General features: G+C 53.2%; 14 protein-coding genes. 4 read left to right on the forward strand and 10 right to left on the reverse strand.

What is annotated here, in order from left to right; genetic code table 11:
- Window positions 1–120: 120 nt before the first annotated feature.
- A complete protein-coding gene (dgt, locus tag HBM92_RS19670) occupies window positions 121–1,638 on the reverse strand; it encodes a dGTPase (RefSeq protein ID WP_000057086.1) in 1,518 nt (505 codons plus the stop codon).
- 83 nt (window positions 1,639–1,721) lie between these two features.
- Between dgt and mtnN the strand changes: the two genes are divergently transcribed.
- The 3 genes from mtnN to HBM92_RS19685 are packed head-to-tail and all read left to right on the forward strand — an operon-like array spanning window position 1,722 to window position 3,874.
- The gene (mtnN, locus tag HBM92_RS19675; protein WP_000689844.1) at window positions 1,722–2,420 is read left to right on the forward strand and encodes a 5'-methylthioadenosine/S-adenosylhomocysteine nucleosidase; all 699 of its coding nucleotides are present in this window, start codon (window positions 1,722–1,724) and stop codon (window positions 2,418–2,420) included.
- Window positions 2,413–3,213 carry a vitamin B12 ABC transporter substrate-binding protein BtuF gene (btuF, locus tag HBM92_RS19680; RefSeq protein WP_001304480.1) on the forward strand — a complete coding sequence of 267 codons (801 nt, stop codon included), beginning with the start codon at window positions 2,413–2,415 and terminating at the stop codon, window positions 3,211–3,213. Before mtnN ends, btuF begins: the two co-directional genes overlap by 8 nt.
- Window positions 3,214–3,250: 37 nt before the next feature.
- A complete protein-coding gene (locus HBM92_RS19685; protein WP_000964221.1) occupies window positions 3,251–3,874 on the forward strand; it encodes a TRIC cation channel family protein in 624 nt (207 codons plus the stop codon).
- Between the two features lie 46 nt (window positions 3,875–3,920).
- Here HBM92_RS19685 and erpA read toward each other — a convergent pair whose 3' ends face one another.
- Genes erpA through yadX form a run of 4 tightly spaced genes read right to left on the reverse strand, consistent with a single transcriptional unit; the run spans window position 3,921 to window position 5,827 of the window.
- Complete coding sequence (gene erpA / locus HBM92_RS19690; protein ID WP_001295564.1) at window positions 3,921–4,265, reverse strand: iron-sulfur cluster insertion protein ErpA; 345 nt, start codon at window positions 4,263–4,265, stop codon at window positions 3,921–3,923.
- The gene (gene yadW / locus HBM92_RS19695; protein WP_120795373.1) at window positions 4,258–4,323 is read right to left on the reverse strand and encodes a small protein YadW; all 66 of its coding nucleotides are present in this window, start codon (window positions 4,321–4,323) and stop codon (window positions 4,258–4,260) included. Before yadW ends, erpA begins: the two co-directional genes overlap by 8 nt.
- 23 nt (window positions 4,324–4,346) lie before the next feature.
- Entirely contained in the window at window positions 4,347–5,768 is a 1,422-nt protein-coding gene (gene clcA / locus HBM92_RS19700) for a H(+)/Cl(-) exchange transporter ClcA (RefSeq protein WP_000845407.1), read from the reverse strand.
- Between the two features lie 11 nt (window positions 5,769–5,779).
- A complete protein-coding gene (yadX, locus tag HBM92_RS25485; protein ID WP_211180485.1) occupies window positions 5,780–5,827 on the reverse strand; it encodes a protein YadX in 48 nt (15 codons plus the stop codon).
- A gap of 165 nt (window positions 5,828–5,992) precedes the next feature.
- Here yadX and hemL point away from each other — a divergent pair, with 165 nt between their 5' ends.
- Window positions 5,993–7,273, forward strand: a complete 1,281-nt coding sequence (gene hemL / locus HBM92_RS19705) for a glutamate-1-semialdehyde 2,1-aminomutase (protein ID WP_000045295.1) — start codon at window positions 5,993–5,995, stop codon at window positions 7,271–7,273.
- 34 nt (window positions 7,274–7,307) lie between these two features.
- Here hemL and fhuB read toward each other — a convergent pair whose 3' ends face one another.
- From fhuB to mrcB, 5 genes are all read right to left on the reverse strand, one after another.
- Window positions 7,308–9,290, reverse strand: coding sequence for a Fe(3+)-hydroxamate ABC transporter permease FhuB (gene fhuB / locus HBM92_RS19710; RefSeq protein ID WP_000044111.1), 1,983 nt, complete (start codon window positions 9,288–9,290; stop codon window positions 7,308–7,310).
- The gene (fhuD, locus tag HBM92_RS19715) at window positions 9,287–10,177 is read right to left on the reverse strand and encodes a Fe(3+)-hydroxamate ABC transporter substrate-binding protein FhuD (RefSeq protein WP_001295787.1); all 891 of its coding nucleotides are present in this window, start codon (window positions 10,175–10,177) and stop codon (window positions 9,287–9,289) included. Before fhuD ends, fhuB begins: the two co-directional genes overlap by 4 nt.
- Window positions 10,177–10,974 (reverse strand): Fe3+-hydroxamate ABC transporter ATP-binding protein FhuC, encoded by a 798-nt coding sequence (gene fhuC, locus HBM92_RS19720; RefSeq protein WP_001158929.1) that lies wholly within the window; start codon window positions 10,972–10,974, stop codon window positions 10,177–10,179. The genes fhuD and fhuC overlap by 1 nt, the downstream gene beginning before the upstream one ends.
- Before the next feature lie 50 nt (window positions 10,975–11,024).
- Window positions 11,025–13,283, reverse strand: a complete 2,259-nt coding sequence (gene fhuA / locus HBM92_RS19725) for a ferrichrome porin FhuA (protein ID WP_000035479.1) — start codon at window positions 13,281–13,283, stop codon at window positions 11,025–11,027.
- 219 nt (window positions 13,284–13,502) lie between these two features.
- Window positions 13,503–16,037: a bifunctional glycosyl transferase/transpeptidase gene (mrcB, locus tag HBM92_RS19730; RefSeq protein WP_000918171.1), complete on the reverse strand. Its 2,535-nt coding sequence runs from the start codon at window positions 16,035–16,037 to the stop codon at window positions 13,503–13,505.
- Between the last annotated feature and the right edge of the window lie 61 nt (window positions 16,038–16,098).

Consider the following 16,098-nt stretch of genomic DNA (forward strand, 5'->3'; position numbering starts at 1 on the left):
TCTCGATTAACAGATAACGCAAAATTGCTGTGTTCTTCAGATTCGTTTTATAGCGCGAAGTTCCGAACTAAAGTTTCTGCAAAAGGTAAAAATTTATTGTTCGTCTTTACAAAAGCCTGGTTATTGTTCTACGGCCATCAGACGTCGGTATTCATCCCACGCATAGAGGTCGGTCATACCGCTGATATAATCCTGCAGCAGGCGGCAACGGTAATAATATTCCCATAGCGGAAACTCAGGAGAATCTGACGGTAATTTACTGACAGCCTCGACATAGGCCAGCCGATGGCGCGTCGAGAGTTTGTGGAATAAGCGCGTTTCAATAGGGAAACGTTTCACCCGTTCTTTTTCTACCAGTTCAGTAAAGTCTGATAACGGCAGGTTTAATAAAGGACGATAAATCTCTAATAATCCGCTAATGACCCGATAGCCCTGCAATTCAAGCTGCTCGACATCTGGATGGCTAAACACATGTTTTACAGCGACATTTTTATATAGCTTAAGAAGATCGCTGCATTCGCTGGCATCTTCCAATAATGCATGATTAAACGTTCCGGCGAAAATCGCAGGCAGATTATCAATAAATCGTTGTGCCGCGTAGGGTACCAGTTTATTTAGGGTGTTTACCCGTAAATACATAAAAAACTGATCTTCCGTACTGCGGCTTAAACTATTTGAGCGTGATTTTTCCCAGGCATTTTCAACCACCAGCGAAAAGAGCGAACCTTTCTCATGCTGGCCCCACGCCTCGTGCAAATGATGATAAAGCTGCTCAACGGTAAATATCCTTTTCTCTACCGCATCTTCAAGGTCTGCCACACAATAGGAGATGTCGTCGGCAGCTTCCATAATCCACGTTAACGGAAAACGACTGTAAAGCGCCAAATTAAGTTCTTTACGCAACCGGGCAATATAGGCTTCTTCAGAAAGATAATAACCCGGCTTTTTCATTAAATAGTGATGTGTCTCAGGCGTTTCGCCACGCCACCACGCCGGACGGGTATATTTTAAAATACCGCCAACCTGTGCCCAGGTGAGATTCATCCGCATCAATGTATGCACCAAACGAATACCCTGTGCGTTACCTTCAAAATGACATAAGTCCTGACGAATCTTGCGCCGCAGCGCGTTAAGCGGTTCTTCCCCGTCCCGTAAACGTAGTGCCGCCACGCTGCAGCGATCGTCAGTCAGAGGCTGGCTTTCGGCATCTTCCGGGTACAAACGCTGGCGAAACCAGTCATTTATCGCCGCTTCGCCAAAATGACCAAACGGCGGATTGCCGATATCGTGCATCAGGCATGACATCTCAACAATGCTTTCAAAGGGCCCGGTCAGTTCATCGAGACCATACGCCTCCAGTAATTTAAGCTCTTTCAGACGGCTTAAAATTTCTTTGGCGATGTAGCGCCCCACCTGCTGGACTTCCATCGAGTGGGTAAGACGCGTGCGCACGGCGGCATTGCGCTCCAGTGGAAAAACCTGGGTCTTTTGTTGCAGACGACGAATTGCCGGAGAGTTGATGATACGCCCGCGATCGCTCTCGAAGATCCGCAGAATCTCATGTTCGGTTTTAACGCCCTGCGGTGAACGGTAACGACGATGCCAGTTTATTTTTTTTCGGAAATCAATCTGTGCCATGTCCTCTCCCGCGTGAGAAATACGCTTCCCCGTAAGCGCATGGTAAACTATGCCTTCAAATCGGGCTTATCGCGAGTAAATCTATGAAAATCGGCATCATTGGTGCAATGGAAGAAGAAGTTACGCTGCTGCGTGACAAAATCGAAAACCGTCAAACTATCAGTCTGGGCGGTTGCGAAATCTATACCGGCCAACTGAATGGAACCGAGGTTGCGCTTCTGAAATCGGGCATCGGTAAAGTCGCTGCGGCGCTGGGTGCCACTTTGCTGTTGGAACACTGCAAGCCAGATGTGATTATTAACACCGGTTCTGCCGGTGGCCTGGCACCAACGCTGAAAGTGGGCGATATCGTTGTCTCGGACGAAGCGCGTTATCACGACGCGGATGTCACGGCATTTGGTTATGAATACGGTCAGTTACCAGGCTGCCCGGCAGGCTTCAAAGCTGACGATAAACTGATCGCTGCCGCTGAGGCCTGCATTGCCGAACTGAATCTTAACGCTGTACGTGGCCTGATTGTTAGCGGCGACGCTTTCATCAACGGTTCTGTTGGTCTGGCGAAAATCCGCCACAACTTCCCACAGGCCATTGCTGTAGAGATGGAAGCGACGGCAATCGCCCATGTCTGCCACAATTTCAACGTCCCGTTTGTCGTCGTACGCGCCATCTCCGACGTGGCCGATCAACAGTCTCATCTTAGCTTCGATGAGTTCCTGGCTGTTGCCGCTAAACAGTCCAGCCTGATGGTTGAGTCACTGGTGCAGAAACTGGCACATGGCTAAGTCACTGTTCAGGGCGCTGGTCGCCCTGTCTTTTCTCGCGCCGCTGTGGCTCAATGCCGCGCCGCGCGTCATCACGCTTTCTCCCGCCAACACTGAACTTGCCTTTGCCGCCGGGATCACGCCGGTTGGGGTCAGCAGCTATTCCGACTATCCTCTACAAGCGCAAAAGATTGAGCAGGTTTCCACCTGGCAGGGGATGAATCTGGAACGCATTGTCGCGCTGAAACCCGATCTGGTGATTGCCTGGCGTGGAGGTAATGCCGAGCGGCAGGTTGACCAGCTGGCTTCGCTGGGAATAAAAGTGATGTGGGTCGATGCGACAAGCATTGAACAAATTGCCAATGCGTTACGTCAACTGGCCCCCTGGAGTCCGCAACCGGATAAGGCCGAACAAGCCGCGCAATCCCTGCTGGATCAGTACGCGCAATTGAAAGCGCAATATGCTGATAAACCTAAAAAACGTGTTTTTCTGCAATTCGGCATTAATCCGCCATTTACCAGTGGAAAAGAGTCGATTCAGAACCAGGTACTCGAAGTTTGTGGCGGAGAAAACATCTTTAAAGACAGCCGGGTTCCCTGGCCGCAAGTTAGCCGCGAACAGGTGTTAGCACGCTCGCCACAGGCGATTGTCATTACAGGCGGACCGGACCAAATTCCTAAAATCAAACAATACTGGGGTGAACAGCTCAAAATTCCCGTTATTCCTCTCACGAGTGACTGGTTTGAACGTGCAAGCCCACGTATTATCCTCGCTGCACAACAGCTCTGTAATGCGCTTTCACAGGTAGATTAGCGCCTGACCTTTTCAGGTGCTCAGTGGGGATTGAACAATGCTCGTCTATTGGCTGGATATAGTCGGCACAGCGGTATTTGCCATCTCCGGCGTTTTGTTAGCCGGAAAATTGCGTATGGACCCTTTTGGTGTTCTGGTACTGGGCGTGGTAACCGCAGTAGGCGGCGGAACAATTCGCGACATGGCGCTGGATCACGGCCCGGTATTTTGGGTGAAAGATCCCACCGATCTGGTCGTTGCAATGGTCACCAGCATGCTGACCATCGTGCTGGTGCGCCAGCCAAGACGCTTACCAAAATGGATGTTGCCGGTGCTGGACGCCGTTGGTCTGGCGGTGTTTGTCGGCATTGGCGTGAATAAAGCCTTTAATGCGGAAGCCGGTCCGTTAATCGCGGTTTGTATGGGCGTCATTACTGGCGTTGGCGGCGGGATCATTCGTGATGTACTGGCCCGCGAAATCCCCATGATTTTACGTACAGAAATCTACGCAACTGCCTGTATTATCGGCGGTATTGTCCACGCTACGGCTTATTACACATTTTCCGTACCACTGGAAACAGCCAGTATGATGGGCATGGTCGTGACGCTATTGATTCGGCTGGCGGCTATTCGTTGGCATCTTAAGCTACCGACGTTTGCGCTGGATGAGAATGGGCGTTGAAGAGAGAAGATGTGCCGGATAGTTTATCCGGCACATGAACAACAGATTATATGCTGAAGGAAGAACCGCAACCACAGGTGCTTTTCGCGTTCGGGTTGGTCACGATGAAACGAGAACCTTCCAGACCTTCGGTATAGTCAACGGAACCGCCGACCAGATATTGCAGGCTCATCGGATCAACCACCAGGCCAACGCCCTGTTTTTCGATGGTCATATCGCCTTCGTTCACCTGATCATCAAAGGTGAAACCATACTGGAAGCCGCTGCAACCGCCACCGGTGATATACACGCGTAATTTCAGATTCGGGTTATCTTCGTCAGCGATCAGGCTTTTAACTTTGTTGGCTGCTGCGTCGGTAAACTCCAGCGGCAGTGCTACGTCATCACTCATATTTTGCTCCAAACGACATCGGCAATTGGGCAAATTCTAACCCAATAATAATCGCCATTATCTAATACCCTGGTATTTCGTTCAAGTATTCTCGCGGGCTGATGCGGCCTTGCTTCGCGCCAGTTGCTCAGCTTCCTGTTTTGCCAGCGTGCGCGCAAGAATCGCCGAGTATAGCGGTTTCCCACCGGTAAATTGTGCTAATAGTGTTGCGCCAAGACCGGTAATAATCATTGGCAAAATGAGCTGGTAGTTATCGGTCATTTCCAGAACCAGAATGATCCCCGTTAACGGCGCGCGAATAGATGCCGCCAGTAACGCCCCCATTCCGGCAATAGCAAACGTCCCCGCCTCAAGGTGATATTGCGGAAACAACTCAACGGCAACCATTCCGAAAGCGGTTCCCAGCACAGTACCCAGCGCCAGCATCGGGGCAAAAATACCGCCCGGCGCGCCGGAAGAGAAGCAGAGTAAAGTGGTAATGACCCGCGCGACGAAGATAAACACCAGCATTCCCATGCTGAAATTCCCCGCGGTAGCGATAGGAATCAGGTTAAAACCGCCGCCCGAAGTTGCTGGTGCCACAAACCCCAGCAATCCACACAGACCGCCAATCGCACCGCCCATCAGTACCCATTTGGTAATATTGCCACCGTGCACACGGTGCAGCAAATCCTGCATCCCCAGCACCCATTTATTAAAAATAGGGCCGAAAATGCCAAAAATAATACCGAGGATCAGATAAAGCCACAGCGTATTAAGCGGCGCATCAGAAAGTTTACCGACGTCAATCAACGCAACTTCATGATTAAAAATCCGGTACATAATGGTCGACATAATGACGCCAATAAATACCGCTTTAATCGAAATTAACGTATAGCGAAACTGCGGACGCATCTCTTCGATAATAAACAAAATACCCGCCAGCGGCGCGTTAAAGGCCGCAGCCAGCCCCGCAGCAGCACCGGTTGCCAACAGCGTATGACGAGCTTCGTCACCTTTCAGGCGGAAAACATCAAGTACCATCCGCCCGATATTGCCGCCTATCTGCACGGTTGGCCCTTCGCGCCCCAACACCATGCCTCCGCCGAGTGTTCCCAGCCCGCCAAAGAATTTCACCGGCAACACACGCCACCAGCGAACGGGACGTTGATCTTCCAGCGCCCCTTCAATTTCCGGGATCCCCGAACCACCTGCTTCCGGCGCGTATTTGCGCACCAAAAAGTAGCCGAACATCGCCAGCACCGCCGAACAGAGAAAAGCGACGGTTAACAGAAGCGGATAATTATCAGCAGTATGTACCAGTGCCCCCATACGTTGGTTCTGCAACCAGGCGACACCTTTGTCAAAAGCAACCGCAGCTAGCCCGACAAGCGTGCCGACGACTGCCGCCATAAACAAAATGGCTAACGGGGTTTTATCGCGCTCAAGAAGTTGGCGAATCAGTTGTCTGCGTCGCAGGCGCGCGGCCTGCGGTGTTTCTAAAGAGGGAGTATCAGTTTTCATCCAATGATCACTTATTGGTCATACAAATAAGATGACGGCATTTTACTCGCACGTTCCATGAAAATCCTTTGCAAAGCGTAATGTTTCAAATGCACAAAACTTTTATACTCTAAGAAATCAGGATTGCACCAGTACAAGCAGCCTGATGTTTGACGAGTATTTAACTTGTTATGAATAACATAGAATAGCAGCCATTCACTTTTTCTACGAATCAGGAACCCTCCATGAGTAAGTCTGAAAATCTTTACAGCGCAGCGCGCGAGCTGATCCCTGGCGGTGTGAACTCCCCTGTTCGCGCCTTTACTGGCGTGGGCGGCACTCCACTGTTTATCGAAAAAGCGGACGGCGCTTATCTGTACGATGTTGATGGCAAAGCCTATATCGATTATGTCGGTTCCTGGGGGCCGATGGTGCTGGGCCATAACCATCCGGCGATCCGCAATGCCGTGATTGAAGCCGCCGAGCGTGGTTTAAGCTTTGGTGCACCAACCGAAATGGAAGTGAAAATGGCGCAACTGGTGACCGAACTGGTCCCGACCATGGATATGGTGCGCATGGTGAACTCCGGCACTGAAGCGACGATGAGCGCCATCCGCCTGGCCCGTGGTTTTACCGGTCGCGACAAAATTATTAAATTTGAAGGTTGTTACCACGGTCACGCTGACTGCCTGCTGGTGAAAGCCGGTTCTGGCGCACTCACGTTAGGCCAGCCAAATTCGCCGGGCGTTCCGGCAGATTTCGCCAAACATACCTTAACCTGTACTTATAACGATCTGGCCTCTGTACGCGCCGCGTTTGAGCAATACCCGCAAGAGATTGCCTGTATTATCGTCGAGCCGGTGGCAGGCAATATGAACTGCGTTCCACCGCTGCCAGAGTTCCTGCCAGGTCTGCGCGCGCTGTGCGACGAATTTGGCGCGTTGCTGATCATCGATGAAGTGATGACCGGTTTCCGCGTAGCGCTAGCTGGCGCACAGGATTATTACGGTGTGGAACCGGATCTCACCTGCCTCGGCAAAATCATCGGCGGTGGAATGCCGGTAGGCGCATTCGGTGGTCGTCGTGATGTAATGGATGCGCTGGCCCCGACCGGTCCGGTCTATCAGGCGGGTACGCTTTCCGGTAACCCGATTGCGATGGCTGCTGGTTTCGCCTGTCTGAATGAAGTCGCACAGCCGGGCGTTCACGAGACGCTGGATGAGCTGACAACACGTCTGGCAGAAGGTCTGCGGGAAGCGGCAGAAGAAGCCGGAATTCCGCTGGTGGTAAACCACGTTGGCGGCATGTTCGGTATTTTCTTTACCGACGCCGAGTCCGTGACGTGCTATCAGGATGTGATGGCCTGTGACGTGGAACGCTTTAAGCGTTTCTTCCATATGATGCTGGACGAAGGTGTTTACCTGGCACCGTCAGCGTTTGAAGCGGGCTTTATGTCCGTGGCGCATAGCATGGAAGATATCAATAACACCATCGATGCTGCACGTCGGGTGTTTGCGAAGTTGTGATGATTTTGCCTCGCCCACCGGGCGAGGCATTCAATTAACGGCTCTGCTTTCTCAACAAATAGATAAAATATGGCGCGCCGATAAAGGTCGACAGTAGCCCCGCGGGGATCTGGAATGGAAACAGCACCATCCGCCCACACCAGTCAGCGAACACCAGCAGTAAACCACCCACCAGCGCCGAAATTACGATGTGTGGCATCGTCCGTCGAAAGCCCATCATCCGCGCAATATGCGGTGCCATTAAACCAACAAAACTCAACGGTCCAATGGTCATTGTCGCGGTCGCCGTCAGGCAAGCCGCTAACAGCAGCAGCGCAATTCGCGTCGGCGTCAGCGCCATCCCCACGGCTCGTGCGGTATCACCACCCAGCGGTAAAATGGTCAGCCAGCGGCGGCACAGCGGGGTAATCGCCAGCAAAATCACCATCACAATTCCGGTACGCCAGACCTGCGCATCGGTCGCGTTGTAGGTCGAACCGGAAATCCAGGTCAGAACTTGCGCCATTCGCGGGTCACCACTTGCCTGCAACATCATCAAAAGCATGGTGAACGCGGTACTTAACGCCATCCCCGCCAGTAACATGCGGTGTGGGGAAAATCCACCGCGTCCGGCGGCGATCATAATGATCAACAGCGTCACCGCCGCCCCGAGACTGCCTGCGGGTAACAGCCAGCCAAAGGCATTACCCGGCACCAGAAACAGCATTAACACCACGCCAAACGCCGCGCCGGAGCTAATCCCCAGCACTTCCGGGCTTGCCATCGGGTTTCCTGTCAGCCGCTGAATAATACAGCCCGCCACCGCCAGCATGACGCCCGCAAACAGCGCAGCCATAATTCGCGGCCAGCGCCAGGGCATCAAATCCTCGAGCAACGCCCCGCTCGCCCACGTCCAGCCGTGCGCATCACGACCAAACGACAGCGCCACCACCACAGCCATCAACAGCAGCACGCCGCCCGCGAGGGCAAACGCCAGCACGTGTTGGCGTTCAGTCGCGACACGATCGTTGACCTTCATATCCGGCGCGCTAATGCTGCGTAAACGCGGCAGCAGCCACAGTAGCAGCGGCGCACCGATCAACGCAGTGACCGAACCGGTAGACACTTCCATCCACACGCGAGTCAGCCAGAGGATGATTTGATCAGAAAGCCACAGAATTAACGCACCAATCAGCGATGCCAGCATCAACCGTGGCAACAAACGCCGCGCCCCCAGCATTTTCGCCAGCAGTGGCGCGAACAAACCGATAAAGCCGATAATCCCCACCGCGTTCACCAGCAGCGCACTGATGACAATCGCCAGCGACAACGCCGCCAGACGAGCGAGCGACAAGGCCAGCCCGAGATTGCGCGCCACGCCATCATCAAGCCCCATCAGAGTTAACGGGCGAAGTAGCAATAACGTCAGCATCACGCCGCCCAGCAGCTGCGGCCATAAACGCTCAACGCCGCCCCAGTCGGTTTGCGTCAGCGTTCCGGTGCTCCACAGGAACATGCTTTGCAGTTGGTCATGATGGAAGATAACCAGTAACTGATTGATTGCACCGCAATAAAGGCTCACTACCAGCCCCGCGAGGATCAGCGTTACCGGCGAAAGACGTTTCCCCCACGCGACGCCAAAGACGATTAAGCCAACAACACAAGCCCCTGCCAGCGCAGCAAACTGGCTCGCCATCGCGCCGGGGATTGCCCAGAGCGTGGTGACGGTAATCCCCAGTTGCGCGCCTGTTGCAACACCCAATGTCGTCGGTTCCGCCAGCGGGTTACGCAGCACTTGCTGAAACAGCACGCCCACCAGCCCCAGGCCCGCGCCCACCAGCAGCGAAATCGCCAGACGCGGCAACAAGCTGTAGTGAAAAATCATCTGCTCGATGACGTCAATATCCGGCGACCAGGCGGCCTGCGCCCACTGGCTGCGCGGCAGCGCCTGCGAGAAGTTCATCCAGGTCAACGCCGCAGCAGCAACCACCAGCAGCGCCAGCAATAACACCGGAAAAAGCGCAATTCGTTTACTCACGCTTTACCTCCGATGGCGTTATCCAGAATACGCACAAAGTGCATTGCAGAAAGCGTCGCACCATAGAACCAGACTGCAGGTACGCGCTGAAAGCGTCCGGCGCGGACAAACGGCATGGCCTGCCACAGCGGGGTTGCCATTAGCGCATCCATGTCTTTGCTGTTGTCGTGATCAAAACAGAGCACATCAACGTCTTTATACGCTGCCAGACGATCGATACTGACGGCGGTACTGCCCCAGAAGTTGGTTTCCCCTTGCCAGGCATTTGGGATGCCGTACTCATCGAGAATTTCCTGGAACAAGCTGTTTGGACCGAAGACCAACATATGGCGCGGATCGATAAGCGTCGTCAGCAATAACGGGCGTGCACCACGCTTCACAAAGCGGGGTTTCATGCTGCGGATAAAGTCTTCATAGTGCGCTAAATGCGTTTCCGCTGCGCTTTGCAGGTTAAGTAAATCTGCCATTTCCGTCAGTGATTTACGCGCCATCGCCAGTGGCTGTTTGCCGTCGCTGAAGTTAAATCCGCGCCCCGGCGCAATACGTGCCAGCATTTCTGGTGAAGGGCCATATCCTGCAGACCAGACCATAAACGACGGTTTCATTTCGGTCAGCAGTTCAAGGTTGGGTTCTGTACGCAAACCAACGTCAATCACTGAGTCCGGCAATGGCGGTTCGCTGACCCACAGGCGATAGTTGATGGTGTCCGCCACGCCGTAAGGCACGATGCCGAGCGCCAGCAGTAACTCCACCGGCAACCACTCCAGTGCCACAATACGATTGGGATCAATAACTGCCGCGTGGGCGGTATTCATCTGCCATAACAACGGAGAAAGCGCCATCGCCGTTAACAGTCGGCGGCGCGAAATAAGAGGTAAGCCGCTCATCAATAAACAAAACTCACAGGTGCAGCACCCGCCGGATGCGGCAGAATACCCATCGGGATGCCATAAATCATTTCGAGGGTTTCGCCGCGCATAATTTCCGCAGGCGTTCCCTGAGCAATCATTTCACCGCCGCGCAGGGCGACCAGATAATCACAGTAGCGCGCCGCCATATTGATATCGTGCAGCACGGCAATGACCGTCAGGCCTCGCTCCTGACTTAAACGATGCACCAGCGCCAGTACATCAACCTGGTGGGCGATATCCAGCGCCGAAGTCGGTTCGTCGAGCAACAGACAGCGGCTATCCTGCGCCACCAGCATGGCGATCCACGCCCGCTGACGTTCGCCGCCAGAGAGGCTATCGACCAGCCGATGCGCCAGCGGTTTTAAGCCAACCAGCGAGATAGCTTCCTCGACCTTTTCGCGATCTGCCGCACCAAAGCGCCCCAGCGCGCCATGCCACGGGTAACGACCAATCGCCACCAGTTCACGCACGGTCATCCCTTCTGCCGGAGGAAGCTGCTGCGGTAAATAAGCCACTTTGCGGGCAAACGCTTTGCTGCTCCAGCTTTCCAGCGGTTGGGCATCAAGAAGAATCTCCCCTTCCGACGGTGGCTGGTGACGACCAAGCATTTTGAGCAGAGTGGATTTGCCAGAACCGTTGTGACCAATCAGACCAGTCACTTTCCCGGCAGGAAAGGTTAACGACAACGGATGCAAAAGCGTGCGCCCGGGCACACGAAAGGAGATATTACGCAGTGCAAAAGTGGTATCGGAATGATTCGTGTATTCCTGCATAACAGCCAACTTGTGAAACGGGCACGGAAATCCGTGCCCCAAAAGAGAAATTAGAAACGGAAGGTTGCGGTTGCAACGACCTGACGTTCTGCGCCCCAGAAGCAACCATAAGTGTTAAAGCAGCTGGCGACGTATTCACGATCAAACAGGTTGTTGACATGCAGCGCCACGTTGGAGCCCGCCATGCCGACTCGCGCCAGATCATAACGCACTAACGCATCCACGACCGTATAACTTCCCACTTTAAAGGAGTTAGCCGGATCACCATAGCTGGAGCCAGTATAACGACCACCGGTGCCCAGCGTCAGACCTGAAAGCGGACCGTCAAAGAAGGTATAGTCAGCCCACAGCGAAGCCATGTGTTTTGGCACCTGTGCAGGCGTATTGCCTTTGTAGGTAGTATCGGTAGTGTATTCCGCATCGGTGTAAGTATAAGAACCGACTACGTTAACACTCGCCGACAGTGCCGCTTTCGCTTCCAGCTCTACGCCACGCGCACGAATCTCACCGCCTTCAACCGAGAACAGTGAACCGTTCGGATCCGCCATCAGGTTATTAGTTTTGGTAAGCTGATACAGTGCGCCAGTCACCACAATTGGGCGATCTTCTGGCACATATTTCACGCCGACTTCATACTGTTTGCCTTTCGAAGGTGCAAACAGATCACCGTTCGCATCAGTCTGTGAAGCGGGTTCAAATGATTCACTGTAGCTGAAGTAAGGCGTTACGCCGTTGTCGAACAGGTAGTTTACACCACCACGCCAGGTGAACTCTTTGTCGTCACGTTCAGATTTATTACCGTAATCACGGTTGAAAGATGACTGATCGGCCCAGTCATAGCGACCGCCAAGCGTAACCAGCACTTTATCCCACTGCGCCTGATCCTGAACATACAGGCCGGTTTGTTTCTGTTTCAGCAGAACGCGGTATGGACCAGACGGATTCGGGTGAGCGCCAAAATCAAAGTCACTACGGTCTAAATTATAGATATCAGATGGTGCAACTGAACCGGCATATCCGAACCAGGAGTCGATGTCATTACGCATACGCATAAAGTCAACGCCAGTCAGCAGAGTGTGATCCACAGAACCGGTTGCGAATTTGCTTTGCAACTGAGTATCAACAGAGAAGTTTTCTAACTTCTCATTATCGATAACGTACTGACGAGTCAGTGTATGGCCCCATTGAGACTGCGGGATACTTAAACATGGACTCGCCTTGAGTGCCTCCTGGTCTTTGGTATACAGCGGATCTGAACACATACCGTAGCCATATACGCTCTTTTGCGAAACTTTATTTTGCGCAAAGCGCAGGTTCTGACGCACAGTAAAGGTGTCGTTAAATTCGTGGTCGAAGCTATAACCAATCATCTTCTCGTTACGAGAATAGGTGTTGTTCTTCGCCCCTTCGTTAAAGTCTGTCGGCAGACGCTTACCGTTTGGCAGCGGCTCAACGGTCCCCTCTTTCGGCAGCCAGCCGTAATAACCAGTTTCCGGCTCGTTCTGGAAGTAAGAAAGGAAGGTGAAATTGGTTTTATCGTCCGGACGCCAGGTGAACGCCGGTGCAATAGCATAACGCTGCTCTTCTGACCCTTTCTGCTGGGCATTGGCAGAACGCGCAAGACCGGTCAGGCGATAAGAATAAACGCCGTCATCATCCAGTGCATCGCTGAAGTCAAAACCGGTCTGGAACAGGCTGTCAGTCCCGGCCTTAAACTGAACTTCTTTCAACGGTTCAGTGGTCGGACGCTTGCTGACCATATTCAACAGACCGCCAGGACTGCTTTTACCGTAAAGCACGGAAACCGGGCCACGCATAATTTCAGCACGTTCCAGCATATACGGGTCGATGACCGCATCGTTATAGAAGTTGCCCTGCAACTTCAGGCCATTCAGATAGTTATTCTGGCTTTGGCCGTCTGCCGCAAATCCGCGGATGATCAGGTAATCATAAGTATTAGATGCGCCACGGGTTCCCACAGCAACGCCAGGGGTATAGCTAAGCGCTTCTTTCACCGACTTAGGCTGATGCAGCGCCATCTCTTCAGCGGTGACGACAGAAATAGATTGAGGTACTTTTTGAATCGGCGTATCGGTTTTAGTGCCGGTAGCTGACTGTCGCGCCGCAATAGTTGCAGCCGGCCCCCATGCGCTTTCTTGCGGCGCAGGTGCAGCGGTAACGGTGATAGTGTCTTCTTTCGGTTCAACCGCTGCCTGTGCATAAACAGACATGCCGCTAACCGCTGTGGCTACTACAACTGCGATTTTACGCAGTGAGTGTTTTGGCTGAGCAGTTTTGGAAGGTGCCATTGGTATTTCTCTGGTGTAAAGTGAATGATAACGTAAACGAGAATGATTATTATAAAGATGAGATAATATTCGAAACGCTGGCGGGTTCGCAAGCGGTACGCAATCTGCGCATTCCTGAAGGGTCAATAAACAATCAGATGAAAAGAAAGGGTTAATACTTTGGAGGGGATGTTATTTTACCGGATGGCAGCTCGCCATCCGGTATATCACGCTTAGACGTTAATTACTCCCAAACATATCTTTAATCCAACCGGCTACACCGTCGCTGTCTTTCTGCTCTTGCTGAGCAGGTTGCTGTTGCGGCTGTTGCTGCGGCTGAGAAGACTGATCAAACGGATTGCCTGACGGTTGCTGCTGCATCTCACTCTGCTGGCACAGCGATTGCGGATCGCTGGTCCAGACCGGCAAGACACGCATACCACCGCTGCAAACAAAGTTGCCGTCGTAGTCCACGCCCATATCTGCAATATCTTCTGGCGGAACAAGATTCAGCGGCGTTGGCGTCTGGTTAGCCAGATAACGCTGATAAATCGACATTGCCCCGCTGGCACCATACAGTTTGGTCGGCTGGTTGTTATCACGGCCGACCCAGGTGATGGTCACCGTGCTCCCATCAATGCCCGCAAACCAGGTATCTACGTTATTGTTGGTAGTCCCTGTTTTCCCTGCCAGATGCAGGTTCGGGTATTTCGCCCCAAGCTGACGTCCCGTACCGCGTTGTACAACCTGCTGCATGGTCCATAGTGTCAGATACGCCGCCTGCGCCGGAACAGCGCGTTCCGCCTGCGGGAAGCTCTGATACAACACCTTGCCGTCTTCTGCGATGACTGAACGTAGCGCGGAAAGCGGAGCACGATTACCACCGCTGGCGATAGTCTGGAAGGCCTGCGCCACTTCGATTGGCGTTAAGTTCAACGCCCCCAACAACATTGCTGGAACTGGATTCAGTTGATCTTTCGGCACACCCAGTTTAATCCAGGTCTCCGTAACCGCAGGCAGCCCCAACGCCATGCCCAGATTCACCGTCGGCACGTTCATCGAACGGGTCAACGCATCTACCAGCATCACCCTGCCACTTTCGCTATAACGACGATCATCGTTCTGCGGTGACCAGACCTGGCCATTCGGCTGACGCAGCGCGATTGGCGCATCGGCAATCCACGTATTCAAACGATAGATTTTCGGCTGGCTTAAGGCCGTTAGATAAGTCGCTGGTTTTGCAAGGGAACCAATCGAACGACGCGCCTGCATCGCACGGTTGTAGCCCGCAAACTGCGGCTCAGAACCACCGACCATCGCACGAACTTCACCGCTAAAGCGGTCAACAACCACAATCGCGGTTTCAAGATCGCTCAACTTACGCTGTTTCTTCAGTGCCGGAATGCCTTCCACGGCGGCTTTTTCTGCCGCGTCCTGGGCCACCGAGTCAAAGGTAGTGAAGATCTTCACGCCGGAGAGATCTTTTACCTTATCGCCTAATTTCGCCTGCAGCTCCTGACGCACCAGCTGCATAAAGGCTGGCTGAGGAGAGATCACCCCACCGCGCGGCTGAACACCCAGCGGACGCGCACTCAGCATGTCGTAGAGTTCTTGATCAATAATTTGTTGCTGTTGCAGCAAACGTAGTACCAGGTTACGTCGCTCCAGCGCCAGTTTCGGGTTACGCCACGGGTTGTAGATGGACGCCCCTTTCACCATACCCACCAACAGCGCCTGCTGATCGAGGCTCAATTCTTCTACCGGGCGACCAAAGTAATACAAGCTCGCCAGCGGGAAGCCGCGGATTTCGTTGTCGCCGCTCTGACCGAGATACACCTCGTTCATATACAGCTCAAGAATACGGTCTTTGCTGTAACGCGCGTCCATGATCAGCGCCATGTAGGCTTCGTTCGCTTTACGCCAGTAAGAACGCTCGCTGGAGAGGAACAGGTTTTTAACCAACTGTTGCGTCAGCGTACTCGCCCCCTGCACCGTGCGTCCGGCAGTCAGGTTTGCCAGCACCGCACGTCCGATTGAGTAGAGACTGATCCCATCATGCTCGTAGAAATGACGGTCTTCTGTCGCCAGCAAAGTATCCACCAGCAAATCCGGGAAACCACTGCGCGGCACAAACAGACGCTGCTCACCGTTTGGCGAAGAAATCATGGTGATCAGGCGCGGATCAAGACGGAAGAAACCGAACTGACGGTTGTTCTCCATATTGACGATCGTCGCCAGATGATCGCCATCAAAGGTCAGACGCGCGCGCACCTGCCCTTCTTTGCTGTCCGGGAAATCAAACGGACGGCGGATCATCTCAATGCTGTTGGCCTGTACGGTAAACTCGCCAGGACGGGTCATTTTCGACACCTGGCGATACTGGGTCGCCTCCAGCAGCTTCACCATCTCGTTCTTGCTGATGGTCATGTCTGGCTCAAGGTTGACCATTCGGCCATAAACTGCCGCGGGCAATTGCCAGACCTTGCCATCAATACGGCTACGAATTTTTTGATCGAGATAAACGCCGTAAATGGCGATCAGCACGGCAAAAACGATAGCCAGTTTTAGCAGCAGCCATAGCCAGCCGCGTTTGCCACGAGGCTTACGCCCTTTGCCTTTGCCCTTACCTTTGCGCGGCATCGGTTCTTCATCCTCATAGTCATCATAATCGTCGTAATCATCGTCATCTTCGTAACGACGACGGCTTACCTTTTGTTTGACCGGACGCGTCGGTTTCCCTTTGCGTCCAATTGGCTCGCGGTCATTCCCGGCCATGCTTTTTCTCCGCAATATTCAGGCGCAAAAGCCCGATTTTCTGTTCTTCTGTTGCAAGACA

Source organism: Escherichia sp. E.sYA108 (assembly GCF_011754335.1).
Classification (GTDB): domain Bacteria; phylum Pseudomonadota; class Gammaproteobacteria; order Enterobacterales; family Enterobacteriaceae; genus Escherichia; species Escherichia coli.

What these genes read in the sequence shown, in the direction of transcription:
- dgt (WP_000057086.1), bottom strand. Translation starts at nt 1,638, where the DNA reads ATGGCACAGATTGATTTCCGAAAAAAAATAAACTGGCATCGTCGTTAC.
- mtnN (WP_000689844.1), top strand. Translation starts at nt 1,722, where the DNA reads ATGAAAATCGGCATCATTGGTGCAATGGAAGAAGAAGTTACGCTGCTG.
- btuF (WP_001304480.1), top strand. Translation starts at nt 2,413, where the DNA reads ATGGCTAAGTCACTGTTCAGGGCGCTGGTCGCCCTGTCTTTTCTCGCG.
- HBM92_RS19685 (WP_000964221.1), top strand. Translation starts at nt 3,251, where the DNA reads ATGCTCGTCTATTGGCTGGATATAGTCGGCACAGCGGTATTTGCCATC.
- erpA (WP_001295564.1), bottom strand. Translation starts at nt 4,265, where the DNA reads ATGAGTGATGACGTAGCACTGCCGCTGGAGTTTACCGACGCAGCAGCC.
- clcA (WP_000845407.1), bottom strand. Translation starts at nt 5,768, where the DNA reads ATGAAAACTGATACTCCCTCTTTAGAAACACCGCAGGCCGCGCGCCTG.
- hemL (WP_000045295.1), top strand. Translation starts at nt 5,993, where the DNA reads ATGAGTAAGTCTGAAAATCTTTACAGCGCAGCGCGCGAGCTGATCCCT.
- fhuD (WP_001295787.1), bottom strand. Translation starts at nt 10,177, where the DNA reads ATGAGCGGCTTACCTCTTATTTCGCGCCGCCGACTGTTAACGGCGATG.
- fhuC (WP_001158929.1), bottom strand. Translation starts at nt 10,974, where the DNA reads ATGCAGGAATACACGAATCATTCCGATACCACTTTTGCACTGCGTAAT.
- fhuA (WP_000035479.1), bottom strand. Translation starts at nt 13,283, where the DNA reads ATGGCACCTTCCAAAACTGCTCAGCCAAAACACTCACTGCGTAAAATC.
- mrcB (WP_000918171.1), bottom strand. Translation starts at nt 16,037, where the DNA reads ATGGCCGGGAATGACCGCGAGCCAATTGGACGCAAAGGGAAACCGACG.